The following is a 23,915-nucleotide window of genomic DNA, read 5'->3' as shown; positions in this document are numbered from 1 at the left end:
GGCCCTGGCCACGGACTTGGCAAGGAGGTCTTATCCATGTTCTTCTACGACTGGACGATGATCATCGTGTTGCCCGCCCTGCTGCTGGCGCTGTACGCGCAGTCGAAGGTATCGAGCACATTTAACCGCTATTCCAAGGTTTACGCCCGCTCCGGGCTCACCGCCGCGCAGGCCGCGGACGCGATCATGCGCCAAAACGGCATCACCGACGTGCGCATCGAGCGCGTGCGCGGCAACCTGACCGACCACTACGACCCGCGCGCTCGCATACTCCGTCTGTCGGACGGCGTGTACGATTCCACCTCCATCGCGGCGCTGGGCGTAGCGGCGCACGAAGCGGGACACGCCGTGCAGCACGCGCAGGGGTACATGCCGCTGGAGATTCGCAACGTGTTCGCGCCGGTCGCATCGATCGGCTCCAACGCGGCCATTCCGCTTTTCATCCTCGGACTCCTCTTCTCATGGGAGCCGCTGGTAACCGTCGGCCTGGTGTGCTTCTCGTTCGCCGTGGTCTTCTCGCTCATCACCCTGCCGGTGGAGTTCAACGCCTCCAGCCGCGCGGTGGCCTCGCTTTCGGGCTACGGCTACCTCTCGCAGGAAGAGACGGACGGCGCGCAGAAGGTCTTAAACGCCGCAGCGCTCACCTACGTCGCCTCCGCGCTGACGGCAATCCTGCAGCTCGCGCGCCTGTTCATCCTCTCCGGCCGGAGCAGAAGGGATTAAAGAGAACGTCCCGCCTGACCGGCAAAGCCGGCCGATGCGATCGCAGAGAAAGGGGAATTCCCTCTCTTGCATGACGATCCTTTGTAGACCGCAAGACCCCCGGGCAAGCGTTTGCCCGGGGGTCTTGCGCGCCTGCGAGAAGACGCGCCGCCGCGTCAAAGGCTCGCGCGCAGCTTCTCAACCGCCGCCCGAAAGCGGTCGTCCTCTAAAAACGTCGTACATTGCGCATCCTGCTCGATTCCCTTCAGCAGCATTTCGCGCATCTCGCGCGTCGCGGCCGGCTGCCCCGGCGCAATCTGCACGCCGGGCGCGAACAGCAGCGGATTGGGCGAAGCCGCTTCGCCCGCGTATGCCTCTATGAAGCGGGTCATGCTTTCCCGCTCCTCGCGCACAGATCCATCGCGCTTGTAAAGCTCCGCGCAAAAGCCCTCGTACATCCCGCCGCTGCAACCAAAGAGCGTCTCCACACCGCGATAAATCTCTGCAATAGCGCGCGCACGCTGGGCGTCCGGCTCCAATTCCTCGCGCATGCGCAGCATCAGGCAGCTTTCTACCTGGCGAATCAGGATGTACAGCCGCTTTTGCACCGCCTTCAGCGCCTCTTCCGTCTCGCCGCGCTTGAGGTGGAGCTCCACCCAGGCGATCGTGGTATCGAGCGCGTGTTCCGGCAGCGTGCGCAGGCTCGCCTCCGCCTCTTCCAGCTCGCCGTCCAGCGTCGCGAGGGTGGCGAGCTGCAAAGCCGCCTGCTGCCAATACGCGCTTTCGCGATCCCGTCGCACCGCCTCGAGCAGCTCCTTCTTGCGCCTGCGCCACCTGAGCTTCTCGTCCTCGTCGGCCTTGGGATCGAACATCCCGAACATCGTAAACGCGATGGCCGCGTAATACATCAGCGTGGCGTTCGATGGGTACTGGTGCAATCGCTCCTCCAGCAGCCTTTCAGCCTGCGCGCTGTCCCCCGTCCTGGCAAGCTCCAACACCTCGTTGCTGAGCTGCAAGGCGCGTTCCTCCGATAGCTTCTCCTCGAACTGCAGCAGCGTGTCCACGTCGGTGCCCAGTGCACGCGCAAGCGGACAGAGGAGCGCGATATCCGGGCAGGACTTGTCCGTTTCCCACTTGCTGACGGCGGGCGGGGATACGCCCACGGCCTCCGCCAGCTGTCCCTGCGTGAGGCCTTTGGCCCTTCGAAGCGCCGCAATCTGCGCGCCAAGCCCTGTTTCCATTGAAATACGCTCCTTTCGTCCCGCTCCCTGATAGCTACAGTATACCCCCGCGAGATGCCCCGCGCAATGGAGGCGTCGTTAACCAAGGGGCGGTTTTATCTAACCTGCGTTCAAGCCGCCGGAACGAAAAGACGGGCACCGCCATCCGGCAATGCCCCTCTGCGCTTCAAGAGCGAAGCTGTTCAAATCATTTGGACAGCTTCGTCAGGATATCCATGACCTCGTCGATCTTCTCATCGACGTTGCCGTTCTGCGCGGCCTCGCGCACGCAGCCCTTCATGTGCGCGCGCAGCACCTCGGTATGCGCCTTGCGCAGCACAGCCTCCGCAGCGAGCAGCTGGTTGGCGATGTCGATGCAATAGCGGTCCTCGTCCACCATCTTGAGCACGCCGTCGATCTGGCCGCGCGCAGTGCGCAGCAGCCGCGCCACCGTATCGTGATCCGCCTGCATCAGGACAACAGCCCCTTCTTCACGGTAATCGCGCCCGGCTCAAACCCCGCGTCGGAGACCGCCTTTCGCAGCACGTCGTCCGAAACGTCCTTCGCAAGCGCGATGGCCGCCGTCTTCTTCTCCAGGTCTACTTCCGCGTGCTTTACGCCTTCCACCGCGGAAAGCGCCTTTTCTACGCTCATCTTGCAGTGATTACAGCTCATGCCCTCGACCGTCATGATCTTTTTCATACCAGAATCGTCCTCCTCTTGTCCTTTCGTCTCGCCCGCTGCCCGCGGGACCGCCGTTTCCGGCGCTGCCGGCGTCATCCTCCTGCCGGACTGATCTATGGCCTCCGCGCGCGAATGCGGCCTGAAAAACCGTAGGCGCAGCGCGTTGGTGACGACGCAGACGCTGCTCAGGCTCATGGCCGCAGCGGCGAACATCGGCGACAGCCGCCAGCCCAGCAGCGGATAGAACACGCCCGCCGCCAGCGGAATGCCGATCGCGTTGTAGAAGAACGCCCAGAACAGGTTCATCTTGATGTTCCCAAGCACCTTGTGGCTGAGTTCTATTGCGGTGACCGCGTCGGCCAGGTCGCTTCGCATCAACACCACGTCCGCGGAGTCGATGGCGACGTCCGTGCCCGCGCCGATGGCGATCCCCACGTCCGCGCGCGCCAGCGCGGGCGCGTCGTTGATGCCGTCGCCGACCATGGCGACCTTGCGGCCGCCCTCCTGCAGGCGGCGCACCTCTCGATCCTTATCCTGGGGCAGCACCTCGGCCACGGCCTCGTCGATGCCCATCTGGGCGCGGATCGCCTCCGCCGTCGCCTTGTGGTCGCCCGTCAGCATGACGACTTTGATGCCCAGATGCTTGAGCGCAGCGATGGCCTCGCGGCTGGTAGGCTTCACGACGTCGGCTACGGCGATGACGCCCAGCGCCCGCGCCTGTGTGCCGCCCTGCGCGAAGTACAGCGGCGTCTTGCCCTCGCGCGCCAGCGCCTCGCCCGCCTCCTGCATACCCTCCATCGCGACGCCGCGCTCCTGCATCAGCGCCGCGTTGCCCGCCAGATACGGCGCACCTTCCACCTCCGCCTCGATGCCCCGACCGGGAATGGAGGTAAAGCGCTCGACGGCGAGCAGCTTCACGCCGCGCTCGGAAGCGCACTGCATGACCGCCTCGGCCAGGGGATGCTCGGAGGCATGCTCCATAGAGGCCGCGATGGCCAGCAGGCGGTTCTCGTCCGCCAGCCGTCCGGTGCGCACGTCCGTAACGCGCGGCCGGCCCTCGGTGATCGTGCCGGTCTTGTCCAGCACCACGGTCTTCACCGCATGCGCCGTCTCCAGCGCCTCCGCAGACTTGAAGAGGATGCCGTACTCCGCGCCCTTACCGGTGCCGACCATGATCGCCACCGGCGTCGCCAGGCCCAGCGCACACGGGCAGGAGATGACCAGCACGGCGATGCCGTAGGAGAGGGCGCGCGAGGCCTCCTCGCCCAGCAGCAGCCATACGACCGTGGTGAGCACGGCGATAGCGATGACGATCGGCACGAACACGCCGCTGATGCGGTCGGCCAGCTTGGCAATGGGCGCCTTGGAGTTGCCCGCCTCCTCTACGAGGCGGATGATCTGCGAGAGCGTGGTGTCGTCGCCTACGCGCGTGGCGCGCAGCTTGATGAAACCGCTCTTGTTGATCGTCGCGGCAGAGACCGCGTCGCCCTCGCCGCGCTCGACCGGAATGCTCTCGCCCGTGAGCGCCGATTGATCCACGCTCGTTTGGCCGGAGACGATCACCCCGTCCACAGGGACGCTGCCGCCCGGGCGCACCAGCACGATGTCTCCCAGCGCGACCTCTTCCAGCGGAAGCGTGATTTCCTGACCGTCCCGCTCGACCGTCGCCGTCTTAGGCGCGAGGTCCATCAGCCGCCTGATGGCCTCGCCGGTCTTGCCCTTGGAGCGCGTCTCCAGGTACTTGCCCAGGGTGATGAGCGCGAGGATCATCGCCGCGGACTCGAAGTACAGGTCCATCGAAAAGTGCATCACGCGCTCCGCGTCGTCGTGCCCCAGGCCGTAGCCGATCTCGAAGAGCGCGATCACACCGTAGAGCATGGACGCCGCCGAGCCGATAGCGATCAGGGAATCCATGTTCGGCGTGCGGTGAAGCAGCGCCTTGAAGCCGTTTTCAAAGTAAGCCCGGTTCACGTACAGCACGGGCAGCGCCAGAAAGAACTGAACCAGCGCGAACGACATCGCATTTTCCGTTCCATGCAGAATGTGCGGCAGCGGCAGGCCGACCATATGCCCCATGGAGACGTACATCATCGGCACCAGCATCAGGAAGGACACGATCAGCCGAAAACGCATGCTGCGCATCTGCTTTTCGGCGGGCAGCTCCGAGGGCTGCGCGGCGCTTTGCGACGCTTTCGCGCCCGCGGGGGACGCGCCGTAGCCTGCGTCCTCCACCGCGCGGACGACCTCCTGCGCGGAGCTCTGCCCTTCCTCGAACTCGACCACCATGTTGTTTGAAAGCAGGTTGACCGTCACGTCCTTCACGCCCGGCACCTTTCGCACGGCCTTTTCCACGTGCGCCTGGCAGGAAGCGCAGGTCATGCCGCTGACATCGAATTTTTCTTTCATGATCTTTTCTCCTCATATACCCCCAGGGGGAGGGGGTATCATGGAACCAGTATACATCCACCGCGGCCCGTTGTCAACAGAAAGAGGATAACCGAAACAGAGCGTGCGTAATCGGATTTGCACAAACGCAGGACATTTGTTATACTGGACGAAAAGACGAAGAAGGGTGGGGTGCGGCACGGCCGAGATGTGGCGGGAACACTGGCATCTGCTGGACGGCGGAATCCGCCTCGTGCTCTCCGGCCTTTCGCCCGCGTTCGTGGAAGAGGCGGCGACTCGCGCCGCCGGACTACGTGACTACGTGTTTTCCATGACCTCCATCGCCGGGCTGTAAGGCCTTGACCGGGACGCGCTGCGCGTCTGCTTTGAAAAGCGCATGGATGCGGACGGCGTGCTGCGCATTCCTAAGGAGTATGGAATGTTTCTCTGCACACGATAAGCGAAAGAATGGACGGAGACAAAAATGCTTATACTGGATGCGCTTCGGAGCACGCTGCTGGCGAGCGTGGTATTCGGGCTCGTGCCGGTCCTCTGGTGGGGAATCAAAGGCCGGAAAAAAACGGGGTTCGCCAAATCCTTCGGGCTAATCTTCCCCAGGACAGATCTGCGGTCCAGCGCAATCGCCCTTACAGCATACTGCGCGCTCTGGGCAGGAACCCACCTGCCCGTCTTCACGCAGTATACGCAGCCCTCGGCCAGCGCGTATCTGGGGCTTGGCGCGCCCGCCGTAATCCCGATCGTCATCGTCAGCTTTTTGCAGACAGGGTTTTTGGAGGAATTCCTGTTCAGAGGATTCATCAGCAAGCGTCTGGTCAGCGCGTTTGGGTATAAGGCGGGGATTCCCCTGCAGGCCGTGATCTTCGGCGGCTTACATCTGCTTCTGGCCTCCGACATAACCCCGGTGTCCGGCGCGGTCATCTTTACGACCACCGCGGCCGGCGGCTTCCTGCTGGGCTATCTAGCCGAAAGGTCGTTTAAAGGCTCAATCCTCCCGGGGGCCGCGCTGCACGGGCTGGGCAACCTCGTCATCAACCTGCTGCAGGCGTTTTCCTGAAACGCGCAGGCTAAAACGGGGAGGGCTGACGGCGCCCGCCGCGCCCATTCAGCCCATCAGCTCCTCGTAGTCCTCCGGCGTGAAGCGGTGGTAGCGCACATGGCCGCCTTCCTGCGTGAAGCAGTAACGGAAGCTGTCCGGCACCCCGTCCTCGAAGTAAACGAGGACGTCGAACTCGCTGCCCGCCGTCCGCTCCACATGCACGCGCTGCGAGCGGCTTTGAAACAGCGAGAGCACGTCGTCCAGGGTACAGTCCGCGCGTTCGATCAGGCGGATGAGCTCCGCGATGAAGGGCGCTTCTCCCATGTTCTCGTGGATATACTGGACGCCCTGCGGCGGCACGGCGAGGCAGTACCGGCCGCCCTGCGCGTCCATGACAGCCGTCACCTCGCCCAACGTCCCGCGCGCCTCCGCGCAGAAGCCGTGAAGCGCCTCCTCCAGGTGCGCCCTCTCCCCCTCGACGCCGAGCAGCCTTTGCAAAGAGGCGGGCGGATAGTACAGCCGCACCGTCTCGCGCCGGTATCCGAGCTTGAGCTGCTCCTCCACGATCACGTCGGACAAATTTTTCATCAGGTTTTCAAAGTTCATACGCTCTCGTCCTCCCCTCGCGCCGATGCGCGCCGGCGCCGCTTGATGGTCCCTATTATAGCACGAAAGGCCCCCGCAGAACCGAATCGTCCTTTCGGTTCCGCGGAGGCCCGCGTTTTCCCGCCTTACTGCGGCTGCTTGCCGATGTAGGCGAGGATGCCGCCGTCCACGTAGAGTACGTGGCCGTTCACGAAGTCGGAGGCGTCGGAGGCGAGGAACACCGCCGGGCCCATCAGGTCATCGGTCGTGCCCCAGCGCGCGGCCGGCGTCTTGGAGACGATGAACTGGTCGAACGGATGGCGGGAGCCGTCCGCCTGACGCTCGCGCAGCGGCGCGGTCTGCGGCGTCTCGATGTAGCCCGGCCCGATGCCGTTGCACTGGATGTTGTGCTCGCCGTACTCCGAGCAGATGTTGCGGGTCAACATCTTGAGGCCGCCCTTGGCCGCCGCGTAGGCGGAGACGGTCTCGCGGCCGAGCTCGGACATCATGGAGCAGATATTGATGATCTTGCCGTGGCCCTTCTTGATCATGGAGGGGATGACGGCCTTGGAGACGATGAAGGGGGCGTTCAGGTCCACGTCGATTACCTGACGGAACTGCGCCGCCGTCATCTCGCACATCGGGATGCGCTTGATGATGCCCGCGTTGTTCACGAGGATGTCGATCACGCCGACCTCCTGCTCGATCTTCGCCACCATCGCCTGCACCGCGTCCTCGTCCGTCACGTCGCAGACGTAGCCGTGCGCCGCGATGCCCTCCGCCTGATAGGCGGCCAGTCCCTTGTCCACGAGCTCCTGCTTGATGTCGTTGAAGACGATCGTCGCGCCCGCCGCTGCGTACGCCTTGGCGATGGCGAAGCCAATGCCGTAGGAAGCGCCGGTGATGAGCGCGACCTTGCCCTCCAGAGAGAATTTCTTCATGAAGTCCATTTGTGACATCTCCTTATCTGTTGATCCGAACGCGTGCAATCGCTTACTTGAGGTCGAGGGGGTTTAAGTTGTCCATGTCGTCGAACTCCTGGTTCTCGCCGCACATGCCCCAGATAAAGGTGTAGTTGCTGGTGCCCACGCCCGTGTGGATCGACCAGGAGGGCGAAATGACCGCCTGCTCGTTGTGCATGACGAGGTGGCGCGTCTCCTGCGGCTCGCCCATCATGTGGAAGACGACGTTGTTGTCCTTGAGGTCGAAGTAGAAGTAGACCTCCATGCGGCGCTCGTGCGTGTGGCAGGGCATGGAATTCCAGTTGCTGCCCGGCTCCAGCACCGTCATGCCCATGCAAAGCTGGCAGCTCTGCATGACGTCCGGGTGGAAGTACTGGTTGATGACGCGCTTGTTGCACGTCTCTGTGGAGCCCAGAGGACGCTTGGCGGCCTTTTCGATGTCCACCTTGACGTTCGGGTAGGTCTTGTGCGCCGGGCAGGTATTGATGTAGAACTTCGCGGGGTTCTTGGGATCGGCGCTTTCGAGCTTCAGCTCCTTCGCACCCATGCCCACGTACAGGCCGTCAAGGGGCAGCAGGTCGTAGACGGTGCCGTCCACGGTGATGGTGCCCCTGCCGCCCACGTTGATGCAGCCCATTTCCCGGCGCTGCAGGAAGGTGTCGGACGCCAGCTCCTTGCTGCCGGTGAGCTCCACCGCCTGGTTCACGGGCATGACGCCGCCCGCGATGATGCGGTCGAAGTGGCTGTAGGTGAATACGGCTTCGTCGGGCACGAAGACGGTTTCAATGAGGTAGTCCTTGCGCAGGCGCTCGGTGGTGTAGTGCTTCGCATCCTCAGGATGGCTGGGATAGCGTACGTTCAGTTGCATGGAAAATACCTCCTCTTGCTTGATTGAGTTCCGGTTTGTGACTTTATTATAGCATGCGATGCGCGCAAAGTCCTTGCAAATCTTCTCAAAAAGCTTGCAAATCGTAACCTGTTCGTGTATGATAATCCAATGAGCACCTGAAAGGCATGGGAGGGACGCGCGATGCAGGTATTCAGCCACTGCCAGGACGCGATCGAGGAATGCGCACGCACGCGGCGCTTCGCCGTAGCGCACCTGAGAAGCGACGAAAAGCCGCGCCATATGCACATTCACGACTGCCTGGAGATCTACTACTCCATGTCGGGCGACAAACAGTTCGTGGTCGAGGACAAGCTCTACGACGCGGACCCGGGCGATCTGTTCGTCGTCAATCCCTTTGAGGCGCACCGGCCCGTATGCGCCGAGGGCGCTGCGCACGAGCGGATGATCGTCTGCATCCATCCGGAGTACCTGCAAAGCCTTTCCACGCCGGACACGGACCTGTCGGCCTGCTTCTTCCGCCGCCCCGCGGGCTTTTCGCACCGCGTAATGCTCACGGAGAGCGAGCGGACGGACTTTACGATGCTGCTGCGCAGGCTCAGCGCGCCGCAGGGCTTCGGAAGCGACCTGCTGCAGAACAGCTGCTTCGTCGAGCTGATGGTGCTGGTAAACGGCCTGTACTTCGAGCGCCACGGCGATCTGGGCGCGGCCCCCAACCCGCACGCGAACGAACGCGCGGCGGACATCCTGACGTACCTGAACGAGCGCATCACCCAGCCGGTCTCCATCGACACGGTAGCCGAGGCGTTTTACCTTTCGCGCGGATACGTGTGCAGGCTGTTCAAGGAGGCGACCGGCACGACGATCAACAAGTACGTCGTCGCGCGGCGCATCAGCGTGGCCAAGCGCCTGCTCTCCGAGGGGAAGACCGTGCACGAGGCCTGCGAGCAGTCCGGCTTCGGCGATTACGCGCACTTCATCCGGGCGTTCGGTCAGGCGGTCGGCATATCGCCCAAGCAATACGCATTGGGCGAAGGGCGCCGCCCCTCGCCCGGTCCGGCCAAGGGCCCGACGCCCTGAACCTCCGGCCTTGCGCCAACCGGCGCGCACAGAAAACCGCGAAAAGAAAGGCGGACGCCGCAATGTATGACAGGAAAAAGGGCAAGTTCGCGCTTGCCGCCATTCTGGTTCTAGCCATGTGCGCAGGCGCGGCGCCGGCCGCATCCGCCGGGCGACCGGCGGAATCCCCCCAAGCCTGCCTCGCAGGAGGAAGGCGCGAGCCGGCAGCGAACGTCCATCGGATTCCGGTCGAGGCCGAGTCCGTCGAGAAATCCGCCTTTCACTGGATAGGCGAATACGATCTCTCCTACGGGGACAAGATCCGCTACAATGTGTCTGCGGAAACGGGGAGCGGCCTGCAGGTCGGCCTTGCCGCGCCGGGAAACGATTCGCCGGACAGAACCTTCTACACCTGGTCCACCCAGATGAACGGCGGCAGCCTGAAGGTCAGCGCCAGCTTTATCTTTTCCGCCCCTGTGGAGCCGGGGCGATACGCGTTGTTCGTCCGCGCGTCAAACGGCGGCGATTTAGGAAACGTCCGTGGCTTTGTCACGATCTCCAGGCAGGCGCTTGCGCTTGAATCGGTGACGCTCCAGGGGAAAACCTTCTATATGATCTCGACGAAGGAGCAGCTCCTGGCGCTTGCGTCGGGACAGCTCAGCCTCGATCAGGATTACATGCTCCAGCGGGACATCGACCTGTCCGACACGGAATGGATCCCCATCGGCACCGCCGGGGAACCGTTTACGGGGAGCTTTGACGGCAACGGCTGCGAAATAACCGGGCTCACAATAAGGGACCCCGGCACAAAGGCGTGCGGCCTGTTCGGGTATGCCGACGGCGCGAAGATCCACGACGTCACCCTTCGGGATTACGACATCGCCGCGGCAGGCGCAGGCCTTGAGGGCCGCTCCATCGCCCCTATCCTCGTCTTTGGAACGGATACGGAGTGTTTTGATAACTTCGCCTATCCGAAAGAATGAACGGGCTGCAAATTCCGCCATCTCAAAAGCAGGGAGGAAAACCGATGTACAACGCAGGCGCTTTTCTTGCGGGCGCGATCATTGCGGTCATGGTCTCCTGCAACGGCATGCTGCAGGCGGCCGTGGGCGACTGGACGGCCGTCGTCATCATCCACATCATAGGTCTTGCCACCATCGGGCTCGTCGTAGGATTCAGAAGAAAACGGCTGCACCTGATCGACCGCTCGCTCTCGCCCTTCCTCTACACGGCGGGCGTGCTGGGCGTGTTCACCACGGTCTTCAACAACCTGTGCTACGCGCCCCTCGGCGCAGCGCTGATGCTGGCGCTGACGCTGCTCGGCCAGCTCACCTGTGCCTGCGTCATCGACCAGTTCGGGTTGTTTGGGATGGAAAAGCGCGCGTTCAACCCCAAAAAGCTGGCGGGCTTCGCCTTAATGGCGCTGGGGCTCGGCGCGATGTACGCGTTGTAAGGAGGCATACAGCATGGCTATCTACGTCCTGCTTTCCATCGCTGCGGGCGCGCTCGTCGCGCTGACGACCTCCATGAACGCAGCGCTGGGCAAGCGCATCTCCGTCGAGGGCAGCACGCTCGTCAACTATGCGGCAGGGCTCGCCACTTCCCTCGTGCTCTCGCTCTTTCTGCGATCCCTCACCGTGCCGCGCCTCTCCGGTCTGCCCGCCTACGTCTATCTCGGCGGCGCGCTGGGCGTATGCGTGGTGCTGCTCAACTGCGTCGTGCTGCCCCGGGTGCCCGTGGTGCTGGTGACGATGCTGCTCTTCACCGGACAGGTGCTCATGGGCATGGTGGTGGACGCGCTGAACGGCATCCCGCTGACGGCCGGCAAGGTCTTCGGCGCGCTGCTGATCGTCGCGGGGCTGCTCTTTAACGTATGGGTGGACAGCAACGAAAAAAAGAAAAAGAGATAAGTGGAGATAACCTTCCAATTATCCCGAACTATTTATTCAAAAGTGGAGAGTTCTATGCAAATCAAGCGCAAAATCAACCGAAGGATGGCGATTGTCTGCCTATTCGTGCTGTGCCTGCTGATCCTGCTCGCCGCCCTCATGCCCTACGTAGACGACGACTGGGACTGGGGCACGCAGGGGGGGCTTGACCGGCTGTCGGAGGGCTTTGCGGACTACAACGGGCGCTACCTGGGGAACCTGCTGGTGCTGCTGCTCACGCGCGCGCCGCTCCTCAAGGCGCTGATGGTGGGCGCGGGCTTCTTCCTGATCGCCTACCTGCCCGCGCGCGCGGCAAAGCGGGATAGCGCAGAGGCCGTTCTGCTTTCCCTGACGCTGCTGCTCTGCATGCCCGCGGACATGCTGGGTCAGACGATGGCCTGGGCTTCGGGCTATGCCAACTACGGCGCGGGCACGGCTCTGCTACTGCTCTCTATTGCGCTGATGGCGCCCGTCTGGGAAGGGAAGCGCCTGCCTCCCCGGCGTGCGCCCGCGCTCTTCGCGCTCGGGCTGTGCGGCTCCCTGTTCATGGAGCACGTAACCCTCTGCCTGCTCGCGATGAGCCTGGGCGTCCTCGTCTACACCTCGCTGCGCGCGCGCAGGATGCAGGGCGCGCTGCTGCTCTTCTTCGCAGGCGCAGCGCTCGGCACGCTCCTCATGTTTTCAAACGGCGGCTATCGGGCCGTGGGCGCGGCGCAGGATCCCTATCGTGCATTTCTGCTGCCGGGCGGGCAAAACCCCATCCTTTACTACAGCGGGGAGTACGCTTCCCGCATCCGTCCGCACTTGTTCGACCGGAATCTGCCGCTGCTGCTGTCCCTGACCGGAACGGCGCTGGTCTTCGCCGTGCGGCGCGGCGGGCGACTTCCCCGCCTTTGCGCGCTGACGCTCCTGCTGTGCGCCGCCTATTTCGGCGTGCGCGCGGCAAATCCGGGCTGGTCACCCCTGGCCGCATACACCGCGCACTTTGAAAATCTGCTTTCTCTCGCCGCGGCCGCCGCGCTTTTCGGACTCGCGCTCTGCGCGGGAGAAGCGCCGCATCGGCGGCGAATGGTCTTCACGCTGCTGTGCATTCTCCTGCTCACCGCACCGCTCTTCGTCGTGCGGCCGGTGAACGCGCGCAACTTTCTGCCCATGTACGCATTGGAAATCGCCTTTACGCTCGACCTGCTCGCCGAGGCAGGTATGCTGACGCTGCTTCCTCGCCTGCGCGCGTCCCTTTGCGCGGTGCTGTGCGTGGTCTTCTGCTTCCTCTTCAGCATTTACGGCAAGGATTTCTCGGTCAGCCGTGAGCGCGCAGACTATGTGCGGACGCAGGCGCAATCGGGCGCCTCCTTCGCCTATCTGCCGCACCTGCCCTATGAGCGGCCCTACACCTGGGCTGCGACGCCGGGCGATTCGCAGCTGACGCACGTGTTTTTCAAGGCATTTTACGGCCTGCCGGAGGATCTTGAGCTGCGCGTGGTCGATTACGACGAGTGGTACGTCCTCCGCCGTCTCGAGCCCGGGCAAATCTCCGCCATGACGGAGGAGGAGATCAACGCCTGGATGATAGAAGAGGCGGGCATTCCGCTCACCGTGCAGGAGAAGCCTTAAAAAGACGCCCCGCGTACAAAGCCTATTTCTCGCCGCAAAGGCGACGCAAGAGATGGTCTCCCCTTCACGCATGCCCTTTTACAAGACGATACTTTGTTGATGGTCTGAGCCGCCCGATGGGGCGGCTTTCTTCATTGGGACGCCGAAGGGCGCGACATGGGCCCGTCCATACGATCTCACAAAAGGGCAGTACATCGCATAAATTCAGTTGCTTTGTACGAGGAGCGGCGTTATAATTGATATAATATTGTAAAAACCGCCAAATTGTTGCTGTGGATCGGGACGCGGCAACCAAACAAATGAGGAGACGTGGCGCAGACGATGAGAACAAAACGAGGGTTCCAGCTTTATACCGGCATGTGGGTTATCGCGGTTCTGCTCCTGGTCGTAATGCTCTGGCGAAATGTAGGCGATGCGCGAATCATCAACTACAGCGGACTGGTTCGGGGCGCCACGCAGCGGCTGGTCAAAGAGGAGCTGGACGGTCAGCCGGACGACGAGCTGATCGCGCGGCTGAACGGGATCATCTATGACCTGAGAACCGGCGAGGGAGCGTACGGGCTTGCGAAAAACAGCGGCAAGGCATTTCAGCAGCAGCTGACGGAACTGAATCTGGTTTGGGAAAGCATAAAAGAGGAAATTTACTCCGTGCGCTCCGGGGCCGTATCGGACAGGCAGCTCTATGACCTGAGCCAAAGACACTTTGAGATGGCGGACCGGCTGGTCCTGCAGGCCGAACAGGACTCCAATCAGAAACTCATCAGCTTTATTACGGTTTACTTTCTGATCCTGCTTCTCTCGGTTGCCGCTTTCGTGATCGTAAACAAGCGCAACCAAAAGACCCTGAAGGCGGCAACCTCGACGGATAAGCTGACCGGGCTTATGAATCGAGCCGGATTTGAATCCGTGGCCGCCGACCTTTTATCCCAGCATGCCCGGACAAAATTCGTGATCGTCCAGTTCGACGTCAATAATTTCAAGGTCGTCAACGACTCCATCGGTTATGCGCAGGGGGATCAACTGCTGCGTGTGCTGGCCGATGCAATCGTGGATTGGCAGAAGGGTGCGTACGTCTGCGCGCGCATCGACGCGGACGACTTCATTCTCTTGGCCGAAAAGAAAGACGCCTTGATCGACGAACTGAAAGCCGTGCTCGAGCAGGCGGTAAAGGCGCAAAAATTTTTAAGCCCGTTCGGCGGCATGGATTTTACCTTTGGGGCTTATCAAATCCTCGACAACGGGGAGTTGATCAAGACCGTGATGGACAAAGCAAACACGGCCCATAAGACGGCAAAGACGCAGGCGCACAAATCGCTTGTCTGGTATGACGAACAGCTCCTGCAAAAGCTGAGGCTGGAGCGCAGGCTGAAAGAACAGCTGTACCACGGCCTGTCCAATCAGGAGTTTGAACTGTACCTTCAGCCCCGGGTAGAATTATCCGATATGCGCGTTGTGGGGGCCGAAGCGCTGGTACGGTGGGAGCTTCCAGGACACGGCACCCTATATCCCGACGCCTTTATTCCGCTTTTTGAAGAAAATGGATCGATTGCGGAGCTCGACTTTTATATGCTGAAAAAGGTCTGCGCGTACCTGCACAGCCGCCGGGAGCAGGGGCAGGAGCTGTTCCCCATATCGGTCAATTTTTCACGCGTCACCCTTTATCATCAGGCGTTTTACGAAACCTTTCACACCCTTGTGGAGCAGTATAAAATCCCGCACGACTGCATCGAGCTGGAGGTAACGGAAAGCGCCTTTAACGACATTGCGGATGGGGTTCTCCAGACGCTATCCAGGCTGGATGATGAGGGTTTCCCCATAGCCATGGACGATTTTGGATCCGGCTATTCCAGCCTGAATCTGCTGGGCAGGCTGCCGCTGCAAATCATCAAGCTGGATAAAGCGTTCCTGCAAGAGGCGGATGAACACGAGAACGTAAAGGACATCATTGTTTTCGCGGTGGAGCTGGCCCATACCATGGGAAGTCAGATTGTCTGTGAAGGCGCGGAGGAGATTCAGCACGTCCATTTCCTCCAGGAGATCGGATGCGACTACGCCCAGGGCTATTACTTTACCAAGCCCATTTCACAGGAAGCATTCGACCGCAAATATCCCGTTTTTGAAAGGCGGACTCCTCTGCCGCCGCGGCGCATGCTCCGCAGCGGCGCCTCAGCCATTCCAAACTGGGAAATGAAAAGCCGACGGATGTTTGAAGAAATCCTCGTTGAAACCTTCCCGGGGTTTTTGAGCCTGAGAAACGAAGAGCAACAGATCGTCTATCTGAATCAAAACTTCAGGGACTGGATCGCGAAGTATACGGACGTCGATCCGCTGGGCAAAACAAATCTCGACCTGGCCGCCGTCGTGCCGGAAAACGTCGCAGATACCCTCATGCAGTGCCACGAAGGCAGCCTGAATCCGCTAAAGTCCCAAGCCGCGCTGTCTGGAACGAAAAAACTGCTGGAATTCAAGGGCGCGGCGGGGACCGATGAGCCGTCGCAGTATTTTGACACGCTGAAATACTGGATTACGCTGGACGGGTTAAAGTACATTTTCACCATCTCCTACGACGTGACCGGGCTTTATCAGGAAGTCGTTTGAGGCCGCCGACGCAGAAAAATCCCCACAGAACCAAACAGTGCCCGCGCCATGAATCAGCGCGGGCACTGTTGAATTTTCTATGCGTCCTTCCGCTTCTCACGGCTCCGCTTGTTGATGAAGTAGGCGCAGACGAACGAAGCGATGTTGAGCGCGGCAATGCCCATCAGCATGCCCGCCGAAAACTCGCCGGAAACCTGCACGCCCACGAGCGTCGCGGTCAGCATGCCCGGCAGCATGCCGATGAAGGAGCCCAGCAGAAACGAACGATAGTTCATGCGGATAGAGCCCATGAAGAGGCTGGCCAGATCCTCGGGAACGAAGCCCAGCACGCGCAGCGTGTAGGCGAGCAGAATGTCGTTATCGCGGTTGGCGTCGCGCACCTGTCCCAGCTTGGGGTGCTTTTCAATAAGGCGCACCACGATGTCCGTACAGGAGAATCGGCCGATGAGGTAAGGCACCGTCGTGCTGACCAGGATGCCGATGAGTCCCACGGTCACCGCCCAAACCGGCGGCAGGATTAGTCCGGTCGCGAAGTAGAGCACCATCACCGGAAAGACGAGCAGGAGCGGTTCTACTGCGTACGCCGCGAGCATGACCGCGGAGGCCGCCCACAGATTCTGCGGCGTATAGTTGAGCACGTCGTCCACGGTAATGCCTCTTACGCGGAAGCCCACGAAGATCATCAGCGCGAACATCACCAGCAGCGGCAGCCGCCGCAGCCAGATAGCGCCGTTTGTTTCCTTGCGCATAGACTGCCCCCTTTCTTTATATCAGCGGTTAAACGTCCGTTCTTCCGCTTCCCGGTAAAATACGCCCTGCGGCGCACGGTAATGCTCATCCCACGGCTTATTTTTCCCGCAGTAATGCACGATCGCGGTCTGCCGCCGCACGGTTTCCAGATTGAAGCGCTGCAGCTTGGCGGCGCTGAGCAGGCCGAAGTAGCGCATGTCCAGGTTGTACACCAACGGGTCCAGCAGCGCGGTGCGGCCGCCGTACAGGGCGTTGAGCGTGTCCTGGTCGGGCAGCACAAGCTTCGCCCTGTTCTGCTCGATGAAGGAGAGCGCGGCCCCCACGTCCTGCTCCAGCCGCAGCAGCGACAAATTCATCAGCAGCACGCCGGAATTGAAGTAGCGGCTCTCCACGGGCATTTGCAGCCGCAGCTTGTGGGTGATCTCCGCGGCGACGTTAATCGACCATGCGGCCGCGAAAAAGCGATCCGCAAGCTCCATGTCGTACAGCGGCGAGAGGTCCCTTAAGACCACCATGTCCGGGTCGAGATAGAGCGCGCGGGAAAGTGCGTCCGGCAAAAGCCCCGCGGCGAAGATGCGAAAGTACATCTCCCGCGAAAAGTGGAACGTCACCGGGGCATCCTGCAGGAAATCCTGCGAAACGGACACCGGGTGCAGCGCATAGCCGCCCTCTCCCAGCGTCCCGCGGATGAAGCCGATATCCCCCCCGGTGAGCTCCGTATGCAGGATGTATACGTCGATAAAGCGGCCTGTGTGCGCGTCCAGCAAAGACCGCAGCATCACGCAAAGCGGCCGTATATAGTTGCGGTTGATCGTCACCACGACGTTCATGGGCGCTTCCATCGCCTCCATACTCGTCCCCCCTTTCCCCCGGAGCACCCGGTCAAAGAAATAGCGGGCGCTCGCTTCGGAGCGTCCGCTAATACGCATCCTCTGGTTCATACACGACGGATCGGAAGGCCTTGAGCGGGTAGATCACCTGCACGACCTGGCCGATAATCGCATCTCGGGCGATGGCCCCGACCACGCGGCTGTCCCGGCTGTTCTGCCGGTTGTCGCCCATCACGAAGTAGTAGCCGGGCGCCAGGGTAATGGGCCCCAGGTTGTCCATCCTCGGGTGCTCGAGCATGTCCTGCGGCACGTACTCGCCGTCTACGTAGAGCACGCCCTCGCGCAGCTCGACCGTCTCGCCCGGCAAGCCAAAGACGCGCTTGACGTTGAGCTTCTGCGTATCCCCGGGATAGTAACAGGCCACGACGTCGTAACGCTTGGGATCGTCGAAAAGGTAGGGATACTTGGCGACGAGCACGTATTCGCCATCCTTCAGCGTTTCCAGCATAGAACGGCCGTCCACCTGCACGGGCTCGGCGATATAAGCCCGAACAAAGCCCGCGATGAGCAGCACCGCGACGAAGACAAGCAGCCACTCGAGCAGTTCCCGTCCGCCGCGCCGTTCCTCCTGTTCCTGCTCCTCCGCGGGACGCGAAGGGGTGGGGCCCTGCGGCGCAAGGTACGCATCCGTCATGCCCATCCCACCTCTTCGCCTCGGCCGCGCTTAATCCTCGATCCTGCGGAAGTTGTCAAACGGATAGATGACAAACTGGACATGTCCCTTGATCGCTGAGCGCGAAAGCGCGCCAACCTGCGGGTTACGGCTGTCGTTGGAATGATCGCGGTTGTCTCCCATCACGAAGTAGCAGTCCTGCGGCACGGTGTAGGGCCCATAATTGGCCAGGCTGGCCGTGCGGTCGAAGTCCTGCTCCACAAATTCGCCGTTTACGTACAATTCGCCCGCGCGCAGTTCGATCGTCTCGCCCGGCAGGCCAATGACGCGCTTGACGAAGTTTTCCGGCACCTCGCCGATGCCCAGCAGCCCCGCGCGCATGCGATCCGGGTAATGGCAGATGACGATATCGAAGCGCTCGGGATCCCCGAACAGGTAGTCGTACTTCGTAGCGATCATGTACTCGTGGTCGAGCAGCGTGTTCATCATCGACTGCCCGTCCACGCTGACCGGCTCGAACAGGAACGTGCGCACCACAAACGCCAGCACGCAGGCTACGACAAACACCATGATCCACTCAAACACTTCGCGCTTCGCACTCTTCTTTGCTTTTTCTTTGCCGCCCTCCTGGGCGCCGGTCTGGTTCTCCAGCTTTTCCACGTCGTTTTCAGCCATGGGGTTTCTCCTCTTTTCCAGATGCTTGTAGGGCCCCGGGGACGCTCTCGCCGTCCTCCGCGTGGGCAATGCACTTCTTCATGCGTTTGACGAATTCGGCGCGATCCATCATCACGATGCGCCCGCAGCCCGTGCACTTGATCTTGATGTCCGCGCCAACGCGGATGATCGTCCATCGGTCGCTTCCGCACGGGTGCGTCTTTCGCATCTGCACCAGATCGCCCAGCCGTAAATCATCCATCGCGCCGTCTCCTCTTTCTCACTCGCCCGCCGCTCCATGGGGCGGGAAATTCATTTGTATATTATATCAACATTACGGCCGGTTGGCAAGCGCGTACGATCCCCAAATGTTGTAAGCCGTCCGCCCGCCCGCTCGGACTGGGCAGCGCCACCAGCAGCAGCGACGTAAGGAGGCCGGCCGCGATCAGCCTTCCCAGCCGCCGTCTCGCATTTTGCGCAAGCGCCGCCTGCCCCGCCGCCCGAAGCATCGCGGCCTCCAGCCCCGGTGAAACCGTGAACCGATCCGCCGCGGCGCGCCGCCGCAGCGCCTCGTCCAGCGCCCTGTTTTTCATTCTTCCTCCTCCTTCAGCATGGTTTTCAGCTGCTTGCGCCCGCGGGATAGGCGCATGAGCACGGTGGAAAGCGGGCAGGAGAGGATGCCCGCGATCTCCCGCGCCTTGAAACCCTCGTAGTAGTAGAGCACCAGCACGCGCCGCGTGGCCGGGGGCAGGCGCAGCAGCACCTCGTACAGGCTGCCCGGCCGTGCCGCGACCGGCGGCTCGGGGCGCTCTACCTCCGCGCAGGGAAGCTCATGTTTCGCCTTTCGCAGGATGTCCAGCGCACAGCGCGCCGTGATGCGAAGCAGCCACGGCCTGAGCCTCTGCTCGTCACGAAGCGTATGCGCCGCCGCGTACGCATGAAGCACCGCCTCCGACACGGCGTCCTCCACGTCCTGGGGGCTGTTCAGGATGCTCGCCGCCAGGCGCGCCATGCTGACGCGATGCTGCCAGATGCCTGCGTCGAGCGCCTCCCGATCCATCGGCCTCTCCCCCCTTTCCCGTGACGTCTATAAGACGGACCGGCCGTGCGGATTATCACGCCCCGGGCAAAAATATTTTGGCGGCCGCCCGCATAAAGACGGCAAACGGCCCCGCTTCCGGCGTGGAAGCGGGGCCGCGCTGTCGTTTGAACTCATCCTTCGACGGGCGTAGAGAGATCCCACGGCTCGTAAATCTTGGGCACGTCGCTGATGAGACGCTTGGTGTAGGCTGCCTTGGGGTTTAAGATGACCTCGTCGGCGGAGCCGCTTTCCACGAACTTGCCGTGCTCCATGATGTATACGCTGTCGGAGATGTAATAGGCCAGGCCGATGTCGTGCGTGATGAAGATGATCGTCATGCCCGTCTCGTCGCGCAGGTGCAGCAGCATATCCAGAATCGTCGCGCGCGAGCAGGCGTCGATCATGGAGGTCGGCTCATCCGCCAGCAGGATGCTGGGCTTCAGCAGGAAGATGCGCGCGATCATCAGGCGCTGCATCTGTCCGCCGGAAAGCTCGAAGGGGTACTTGTTCGTCAGCTCCGCGTATTTGAGGTTGACGAACCCGCAGGCCTCCGTCATCATTTCGACCTTTTTTTCCTTGGAAAGGCGGCGGCCGCCGCGCATGTTGATGCAGTCCAGCAGCACGGTGTCGATCTTGTTAAAGACGTTGAAGGAGGAGAAGGGATCCTGAAAGATCGCCTGAATGCCCTTCCAATATTCCTTTTTCTTGGCGCCGCTGGAGATGTCCCTGGGCTTTCCCTGGAAGAAGATCTCGCCCTCGGTGGCGTTCAGGAGCCCGAGCAGCATCTTCGACAGCGTCGTCTTGCCGCTGCCGCTTTCGCCCACGATGCTCACCAGTTCGCCCTGACGAAACGCAAAATCCACATGATCGACCGCTACGGTCGTCTTGTTGCCGTAACCGAAAACCTTGGTTACCCCCTTGCCGCTCAGGCAGAGAGGGCGTTCTTTCACGTTTTCATTCTTCATCCTGATACAACTCCCTCAAATGCGCCACGGAATGGCCGCAGCGGTATGTCCGTCCTTCTCCCGCGTCGATCATCGGCATGGCGCTCGCGCGGCACAGAGGCACCGCGTACTTGCACCGCTCGGCAAACCGGCAGCCCTGGGGCGGCTTTTTGAGGTTGGGCGGCGTGCCGGGGATCGCCGTCAGCTTGTGCGCACGGGTCCCCTCCTCGGGCACGAGGATGGACTTCATCAGTCCGCGCGAGTAGGGATGAATCGGGTCGAAAACCATTTCCTTGGCCGTGCCGCGCTCCACGATCTGCCCGGCGTACATGACCATGATGTCGTCCGTCACGTTGTAAAGGAGCGGCAGCTCGTGCGTGATGAAGATCATGGCCTTGATGTACCCCTTCTCCATCATCTCCCGGAGCATGCGAATGACCATCTTCTGGCTGGTGACGTCCAGGGCGGAGCTCGGCTCGTCCGCGATCAGCACCTTGGGGGAAAGAATGGTGGAGATCGCAATGACCACGCGCTGCTTCATGCCGCCGGACAGTTCCACCGCGTGTTTCTCCAACGCGCTCACCGGCAGCCCCAGCTCGGCGAAGCGCGCCTTGGCCATCTCCTGAATCTCCTTTTTGTCGCGCTTCGGGTCGTGGGCCAGGATGACGTCCTCCACAAATTTACTGATCTTGCGCGTGGGATTGAGCGCGTTCATGGCCGCCTGGGGAATGTAGGCGATCTCAGTGCCCAGGATGTTCTTGCGCACGTCGTCCGGCTTCATGCCGGAAATATTCCGTCCGTCGATGACGATGTCGCCGCTCGTGTAGTGCAGCGGCGCGAAGTAATAGCCCATCAGGCTGAGCGCCAAGGTCGATTTGCCGCAGCCGCTTTCGCCCGCGATGCCCAGGCTCTTGCCCTCCTCGATCTTGAGCGACACGTGATCGACCGCATAGACGTCCTCGTGAAAGCGGGTGATGTATTTCGTCGTCAGATCTTTGACTTCCAGTATCGTCTTGCTCATGGCTTCGCCCTCCTTAGTCTCTCAGCGTGGGATTGAAGACCTGATCCAGCCCCGTGTTCATCAGGTTCAGCGAGAACGAGATGAGCGCGATGGTCAGGATGACGGGGAAGTACGCCCACCACGAGCCGTTCAGGTGCGCGGAATAGAGCATGGCCCAGTTCATCATCAGGCCCAGGGTCGGCACCTCGGTGGTCTTCGGGCCCAGGCCCAGCAGCGAAAGCTGCGCCTCAGCGAGGATGGCCGAGCTGATCTGCAAAATGAAGGCCATCACCACGTAACTGGCAATGTAGGGCAGGATATCCGTCATGATGATGCGCATCAGGCTGTGGCCGGAGAGCTTGGAAAGGTTCACATGGTCGCGCCCTCTTAGCGAAATTACCTGCGAACGCACGGAGCGCGTCGTCCACACCCAGGAGGTCAGGCCGATGACCAGCGCGACGGTCGACGCGCCGCGCTGATCCTGACCGATGGAATAAGAGATGAGGATGAGCAGCACGAAGCTGGGGATGACGGTAAAAATATTGGTAACGAACATGATGATGTCGTCGACGATGCCGCCCAAATACCCGGCCAGCAGGCCCAGCATCAGGCCGATCAGCGTGGCGACCGTTCCGGCGATGAGGCCGATCCGGATGGAGGTGCCGCAGGCGGATACCAGCTCCTTGAGCACGTCGCGCCCAAAGTTATCCGTGCCCAGGGGCAGCGTGAGCGTATTGGCGACGTCCGCGACGTTCACGTAGTCGTTCTTCCCGATGGTGCCCTTTTCCGCGAGCTCGCCCGTCTCTGTATCCGGCACCATGACGCTCAGCTGCGCTGCGCTGGTGAGCTCGTTTAACCGCCTATCGATGCGTGAACAGGCGTTGCGCTGCGCCTTTGTCATGCCGCTGGGGCGAAGGGAGGCATCGTATCCCGCGTGCCAGAATTCGATCAGCGCTTCCGTATTGGTGATGTCGAGGCCGCTCACATCGATGCCCGCGGCGCTGAGCCAGCCGACCATGGTGATGCGGTCCTCATAGCTGAGCAGCTTGCCCATGCGCTTGTCGTCCGCATCCGAAAGCTTGAATGTATTTCTGCTGGAATCGACGGAATCGTACAGCGAGAAGTACGTGCCCGGCCTGAGCAGGCCGTCGCCGATGATTTCTAGCGGATTGCCGGGGTTAAAGAGGGGGTAGAAGAACATGAGCAGCAGGATGAACACAAAGATGCTGAAGCCCGCCACAAACTTCGGGGAGTGAAATACCTGACGCAACGTATTTTTCATATGATCTCCTCCCCTCAATCAAACTGCGCGGCCTTGACGCGCGGGTCGATGAAGCCGTAGACGATGTCCAGCACAAAGGTACAGATCAGCACCATGAAGGTGATGATCAGCGTCGTCGCGGAGATCAGCGGATAGTCCCCCGCGGTGACCGCCGCGTACATGGTAGAACCCAGCCCCGGATAGCTGAAGATGATCTCCGCCACCAGCGCGCCGCCGATCATGGTGCCGATCGAAAGCGCGAGGCCGGTTACCTGCGGCAGCATGGCGTTACGGAACACGTAGCCCACGATCTTGCGGTCCTTGATGCCCAGGAAACGCGCGTATTTTACATAATCGGCGTTCAGCTCGTAGATGGACATGGATCGCATGCCCACCGCCTGGCCGCCGATGGATATCAGCACGATGGACCAAAAGGGCAACTGATAATGCCAGATGACCGATTTGATGAAGTTCCAGCTGAAATTGGGGATCATTTCAAACGAGTAGCCTCCCGCGGTCGGCGCGATCCCCAGCTTGATGGCGAACACGACCAGCAGGATGACCGCCATGCCGAAGGCGGGGATGTTGCTCATGAACAGCGAAACAGGCATGAGCACCTTGTCAAAGCCCTTGCGGATATAGGCGGCCAGCGCGCCCAGAAGATTGCCCAAAAACCAACCGACGATGATCGCGGGCAGCTGAAGGCAGATCGTCCACATGATCGCGCTGGAGATGATGTCCGAAACCGTGCGCGGGTATTGGCTGAAGGAAACGCCCAGGTTGCCGTGGAAGAGGTTCTTGACGAAAATGAAGAACTGCTCGTACATCGGCTTGTTCGTCCCAAACTCTTCCTGATAGCGCGCGTAGACCTGCTGAATCGCGGTCGGGTCCGTCGATCCCTGAAGCGTCTTTCCGGCGATGGCAGCCACAGGATCGGCGGGCATCAATCGCGGCAGGGTAAAATTGACGATTACGGCCGCGACGAGCGTAATCAGGAACCATACGATTTTCTTGGTAAAGTATTTCCGGTATCCCTTCATGTTCCATTCCCCCTGAAATGTTCAGCGCCGATCCATCCCTC

Annotated in this window: 26 protein-coding genes; 9 read left to right on the top strand and 17 right to left on the bottom strand. The window is 61.4% G+C overall.

What is annotated here, in order from left to right; genetic code table 11:
• The first annotated feature begins 36 nt into the window (after positions 1-36).
• A complete protein-coding gene (locus C1725_RS01875; RefSeq protein WP_102409994.1) occupies positions 37-723 on the top strand; it encodes a zinc metallopeptidase in 687 nt (228 codons plus the stop codon).
• A 155-nt stretch (positions 724-878) separates the two neighbouring features.
• Here C1725_RS01875 and C1725_RS01870 read toward each other — a convergent pair whose 3' ends face one another.
• From C1725_RS01870 to C1725_RS01860, 3 genes are all read right to left on the bottom strand, one after another.
• Complete coding sequence (locus C1725_RS01870) at positions 879-1,943, bottom strand: helix-turn-helix domain-containing protein (protein ID WP_102409993.1); 1,065 nt, start codon at positions 1,941-1,943, stop codon at positions 879-881.
• Between the two features lie 187 nt (positions 1,944-2,130).
• Positions 2,131-2,394, bottom strand: a complete 264-nt coding sequence (locus C1725_RS01865; protein WP_102409992.1) for a metal-sensing transcriptional repressor — start codon at positions 2,392-2,394, stop codon at positions 2,131-2,133.
• The gene (locus C1725_RS01860) at positions 2,394-5,012 is read right to left on the bottom strand and encodes a heavy metal translocating P-type ATPase (protein WP_102409991.1); all 2,619 of its coding nucleotides are present in this window, start codon (positions 5,010-5,012) and stop codon (positions 2,394-2,396) included. Before C1725_RS01860 ends, C1725_RS01865 begins: the two co-directional genes overlap by 1 nt.
• Before the next feature lie 166 nt (positions 5,013-5,178).
• On the opposite strand from C1725_RS01860, the gene C1725_RS18845 reads away from it, so the two are divergent.
• Positions 5,179-5,346: a hypothetical protein gene (locus tag C1725_RS18845; RefSeq protein WP_346026246.1), complete on the top strand. Its 168-nt coding sequence runs from the start codon at positions 5,179-5,181 to the stop codon at positions 5,344-5,346.
• A 129-nt stretch (positions 5,347-5,475) separates the two neighbouring features.
• The gene (locus tag C1725_RS01855) at positions 5,476-6,066 is read left to right on the top strand and encodes a CPBP family glutamic-type intramembrane protease (protein WP_102409990.1); all 591 of its coding nucleotides are present in this window, start codon (positions 5,476-5,478) and stop codon (positions 6,064-6,066) included.
• 48 nt (positions 6,067-6,114) lie between these two features.
• On the opposite strand, the gene C1725_RS01850 is transcribed toward C1725_RS01855, so the two are convergent.
• The 3 genes from C1725_RS01850 to kduI form a co-directional block, all read right to left on the bottom strand.
• Positions 6,115-6,654, bottom strand: coding sequence for a DUF3877 family protein (locus tag C1725_RS01850; RefSeq protein WP_102409989.1), 540 nt, complete (start codon positions 6,652-6,654; stop codon positions 6,115-6,117).
• 125 nt (positions 6,655-6,779) lie between these two features.
• Positions 6,780-7,583 carry a gluconate 5-dehydrogenase gene (locus tag C1725_RS01845; RefSeq protein WP_346026245.1) on the bottom strand — a complete coding sequence of 268 codons (804 nt, stop codon included), beginning with the start codon at positions 7,581-7,583 and terminating at the stop codon, positions 6,780-6,782.
• A gap of 43 nt (positions 7,584-7,626) precedes the next feature.
• Positions 7,627-8,463: a 5-dehydro-4-deoxy-D-glucuronate isomerase gene (kduI, locus tag C1725_RS01840; RefSeq protein WP_102409988.1), complete on the bottom strand. Its 837-nt coding sequence runs from the start codon at positions 8,461-8,463 to the stop codon at positions 7,627-7,629.
• Between the two features lie 162 nt (positions 8,464-8,625).
• Between kduI and C1725_RS01835 the strand changes: the two genes are divergently transcribed.
• The 6 genes from C1725_RS01835 to C1725_RS01810 all read left to right on the top strand — a co-directional run bounded on the left by C1725_RS01835 (position 8,626) and on the right by C1725_RS01810 (position 15,641).
• Positions 8,626-9,522: a helix-turn-helix domain-containing protein gene (locus C1725_RS01835; RefSeq protein ID WP_102409987.1), complete on the top strand. Its 897-nt coding sequence runs from the start codon at positions 8,626-8,628 to the stop codon at positions 9,520-9,522.
• A 62-nt stretch (positions 9,523-9,584) separates the two neighbouring features.
• Complete coding sequence (locus C1725_RS01830; RefSeq protein ID WP_102409986.1) at positions 9,585-10,484, top strand: hypothetical protein; 900 nt, start codon at positions 9,585-9,587, stop codon at positions 10,482-10,484.
• A 44-nt stretch (positions 10,485-10,528) separates the two neighbouring features.
• Complete coding sequence (locus C1725_RS01825) at positions 10,529-10,954, top strand: DMT family transporter (protein WP_346026244.1); 426 nt, start codon at positions 10,529-10,531, stop codon at positions 10,952-10,954.
• Positions 10,955-10,967: 13 nt separating this feature from the next.
• Positions 10,968-11,411 (top strand): DMT family transporter, encoded by a 444-nt coding sequence (locus tag C1725_RS01820; RefSeq protein ID WP_102409984.1) that lies wholly within the window; start codon positions 10,968-10,970, stop codon positions 11,409-11,411.
• 54 nt (positions 11,412-11,465) lie between these two features.
• Entirely contained in the window at positions 11,466-13,043 is a 1,578-nt protein-coding gene (locus tag C1725_RS01815) for a DUF6056 family protein (RefSeq protein ID WP_102409983.1), read from the top strand.
• Between the two features lie 321 nt (positions 13,044-13,364).
• Positions 13,365-15,641: an EAL domain-containing protein gene (locus tag C1725_RS01810; protein ID WP_102409982.1), complete on the top strand. Its 2,277-nt coding sequence runs from the start codon at positions 13,365-13,367 to the stop codon at positions 15,639-15,641.
• A 77-nt stretch (positions 15,642-15,718) separates the two neighbouring features.
• Here C1725_RS01810 and C1725_RS01805 read toward each other — a convergent pair whose 3' ends face one another.
• The 11 genes from C1725_RS01805 to C1725_RS01755 form a co-directional block, all read right to left on the bottom strand.
• Positions 15,719-16,390: a VTT domain-containing protein gene (locus C1725_RS01805; protein WP_102409981.1), complete on the bottom strand. Its 672-nt coding sequence runs from the start codon at positions 16,388-16,390 to the stop codon at positions 15,719-15,721.
• A 21-nt stretch (positions 16,391-16,411) separates the two neighbouring features.
• Positions 16,412-17,242 (bottom strand): glycosyltransferase family 8 protein, encoded by an 831-nt coding sequence (locus tag C1725_RS01800; RefSeq protein ID WP_346026243.1) that lies wholly within the window; start codon positions 17,240-17,242, stop codon positions 16,412-16,414.
• 67 nt (positions 17,243-17,309) lie between these two features.
• Positions 17,310-17,915: a signal peptidase I gene (gene lepB / locus C1725_RS01795; protein ID WP_346026242.1), complete on the bottom strand. Its 606-nt coding sequence runs from the start codon at positions 17,913-17,915 to the stop codon at positions 17,310-17,312.
• A 30-nt stretch (positions 17,916-17,945) separates the two neighbouring features.
• On the bottom strand, positions 17,946-18,569 hold the full coding sequence (lepB, locus tag C1725_RS01790) for a signal peptidase I (protein WP_102409978.1): 624 nt from the start codon (positions 18,567-18,569) through the stop codon (positions 17,946-17,948).
• A complete protein-coding gene (locus tag C1725_RS01785; protein WP_102409977.1) occupies positions 18,562-18,810 on the bottom strand; it encodes a DUF951 family protein in 249 nt (82 codons plus the stop codon). Before C1725_RS01785 ends, lepB (C1725_RS01790) begins: the two co-directional genes overlap by 8 nt.
• A 61-nt stretch (positions 18,811-18,871) precedes the next feature.
• On the bottom strand, positions 18,872-19,141 hold the full coding sequence (locus tag C1725_RS01780; RefSeq protein WP_102409976.1) for a hypothetical protein: 270 nt from the start codon (positions 19,139-19,141) through the stop codon (positions 18,872-18,874).
• The gene (locus C1725_RS01775) at positions 19,138-19,608 is read right to left on the bottom strand and encodes a sigma-70 family RNA polymerase sigma factor (protein WP_102409975.1); all 471 of its coding nucleotides are present in this window, start codon (positions 19,606-19,608) and stop codon (positions 19,138-19,140) included. The genes C1725_RS01780 and C1725_RS01775 overlap by 4 nt, the downstream gene beginning before the upstream one ends.
• Positions 19,609-19,760: 152 nt before the next feature.
• On the bottom strand, positions 19,761-20,594 hold the full coding sequence (locus tag C1725_RS01770; protein ID WP_102409974.1) for an ATP-binding cassette domain-containing protein: 834 nt from the start codon (positions 20,592-20,594) through the stop codon (positions 19,761-19,763).
• On the bottom strand, positions 20,584-21,594 hold the full coding sequence (locus tag C1725_RS01765) for an ABC transporter ATP-binding protein (RefSeq protein ID WP_346026241.1): 1,011 nt from the start codon (positions 21,592-21,594) through the stop codon (positions 20,584-20,586). Before C1725_RS01765 ends, C1725_RS01770 begins: the two co-directional genes overlap by 11 nt.
• A 13-nt stretch (positions 21,595-21,607) precedes the next feature.
• Positions 21,608-22,855, bottom strand: a complete 1,248-nt coding sequence (locus C1725_RS01760) for an ABC transporter permease subunit (RefSeq protein ID WP_102409973.1) — start codon at positions 22,853-22,855, stop codon at positions 21,608-21,610.
• A 14-nt stretch (positions 22,856-22,869) separates the two neighbouring features.
• Positions 22,870-23,874: an ABC transporter permease subunit gene (locus C1725_RS01755; RefSeq protein ID WP_102409972.1), complete on the bottom strand. Its 1,005-nt coding sequence runs from the start codon at positions 23,872-23,874 to the stop codon at positions 22,870-22,872.
• Positions 23,875-23,915: the final 41 nt, after the last annotated feature.

Source organism: Beduinella massiliensis (assembly GCF_900199405.1).
GTDB classification, from domain to species: Bacteria; Bacillota; Clostridia; order Christensenellales; family Aristaeellaceae; genus Beduinella; species Beduinella massiliensis.
The sequence above is the reverse complement of the archived record's forward strand: the minus strand, read 5'-3'. Positions and strand labels throughout refer to the sequence as shown.

Bases quoted from the DNA above. Each gene is read 5' to 3' on its own strand.
- C1725_RS01875 (WP_102409994.1), top strand. From the start codon at position 37: ATGTTCTTCTACGACTGGACGATGATCATCGTGTTGCCCGCCCTGCTG.
- C1725_RS01870 (WP_102409993.1), bottom strand. From the start codon at position 1,943: ATGGAAACAGGGCTTGGCGCGCAGATTGCGGCGCTTCGAAGGGCCAAA.
- C1725_RS01865 (WP_102409992.1), bottom strand. From the start codon at position 2,394: ATGCAGGCGGATCACGATACGGTGGCGCGGCTGCTGCGCACTGCGCGC.
- C1725_RS01860 (WP_102409991.1), bottom strand. From the start codon at position 5,012: ATGAAAGAAAAATTCGATGTCAGCGGCATGACCTGCGCTTCCTGCCAG.
- C1725_RS01855 (WP_102409990.1), top strand. From the start codon at position 5,476: ATGCTTATACTGGATGCGCTTCGGAGCACGCTGCTGGCGAGCGTGGTA.
- C1725_RS01850 (WP_102409989.1), bottom strand. From the start codon at position 6,654: ATGAACTTTGAAAACCTGATGAAAAATTTGTCCGACGTGATCGTGGAG.
- C1725_RS01845 (WP_346026245.1), bottom strand. From the start codon at position 7,583: ATGGACTTCATGAAGAAATTCTCTCTGGAGGGCAAGGTCGCGCTCATC.
- kduI (WP_102409988.1), bottom strand. From the start codon at position 8,463: ATGCAACTGAACGTACGCTATCCCAGCCATCCTGAGGATGCGAAGCAC.
- C1725_RS01835 (WP_102409987.1), top strand. From the start codon at position 8,626: ATGCAGGTATTCAGCCACTGCCAGGACGCGATCGAGGAATGCGCACGC.
- C1725_RS01830 (WP_102409986.1), top strand. From the start codon at position 9,585: ATGTATGACAGGAAAAAGGGCAAGTTCGCGCTTGCCGCCATTCTGGTT.
- C1725_RS01825 (WP_346026244.1), top strand. From the start codon at position 10,529: ATGTACAACGCAGGCGCTTTTCTTGCGGGCGCGATCATTGCGGTCATG.
- C1725_RS01820 (WP_102409984.1), top strand. From the start codon at position 10,968: ATGGCTATCTACGTCCTGCTTTCCATCGCTGCGGGCGCGCTCGTCGCG.
- C1725_RS01815 (WP_102409983.1), top strand. From the start codon at position 11,466: ATGCAAATCAAGCGCAAAATCAACCGAAGGATGGCGATTGTCTGCCTA.
- C1725_RS01810 (WP_102409982.1), top strand. From the start codon at position 13,365: ATGAGAACAAAACGAGGGTTCCAGCTTTATACCGGCATGTGGGTTATC.
- C1725_RS01805 (WP_102409981.1), bottom strand. From the start codon at position 16,390: ATGCGCAAGGAAACAAACGGCGCTATCTGGCTGCGGCGGCTGCCGCTG.
- C1725_RS01800 (WP_346026243.1), bottom strand. From the start codon at position 17,242: ATGGAGGCGATGGAAGCGCCCATGAACGTCGTGGTGACGATCAACCGC.
- lepB (WP_346026242.1), bottom strand. From the start codon at position 17,915: ATGACGGATGCGTACCTTGCGCCGCAGGGCCCCACCCCTTCGCGTCCC.
- lepB (WP_102409978.1), bottom strand. From the start codon at position 18,569: ATGGCTGAAAACGACGTGGAAAAGCTGGAGAACCAGACCGGCGCCCAG.
- C1725_RS01785 (WP_102409977.1), bottom strand. From the start codon at position 18,810: ATGGATGATTTACGGCTGGGCGATCTGGTGCAGATGCGAAAGACGCAC.
- C1725_RS01780 (WP_102409976.1), bottom strand. From the start codon at position 19,141: ATGAAAAACAGGGCGCTGGACGAGGCGCTGCGGCGGCGCGCCGCGGCG.
- C1725_RS01775 (WP_102409975.1), bottom strand. From the start codon at position 19,608: ATGGATCGGGAGGCGCTCGACGCAGGCATCTGGCAGCATCGCGTCAGC.
- C1725_RS01770 (WP_102409974.1), bottom strand. From the start codon at position 20,594: ATGAAGAATGAAAACGTGAAAGAACGCCCTCTCTGCCTGAGCGGCAAG.
- C1725_RS01765 (WP_346026241.1), bottom strand. From the start codon at position 21,594: ATGAGCAAGACGATACTGGAAGTCAAAGATCTGACGACGAAATACATC.
- C1725_RS01760 (WP_102409973.1), bottom strand. From the start codon at position 22,855: ATGAAAAATACGTTGCGTCAGGTATTTCACTCCCCGAAGTTTGTGGCG.
- C1725_RS01755 (WP_102409972.1), bottom strand. From the start codon at position 23,874: ATGAAGGGATACCGGAAATACTTTACCAAGAAAATCGTATGGTTCCTG.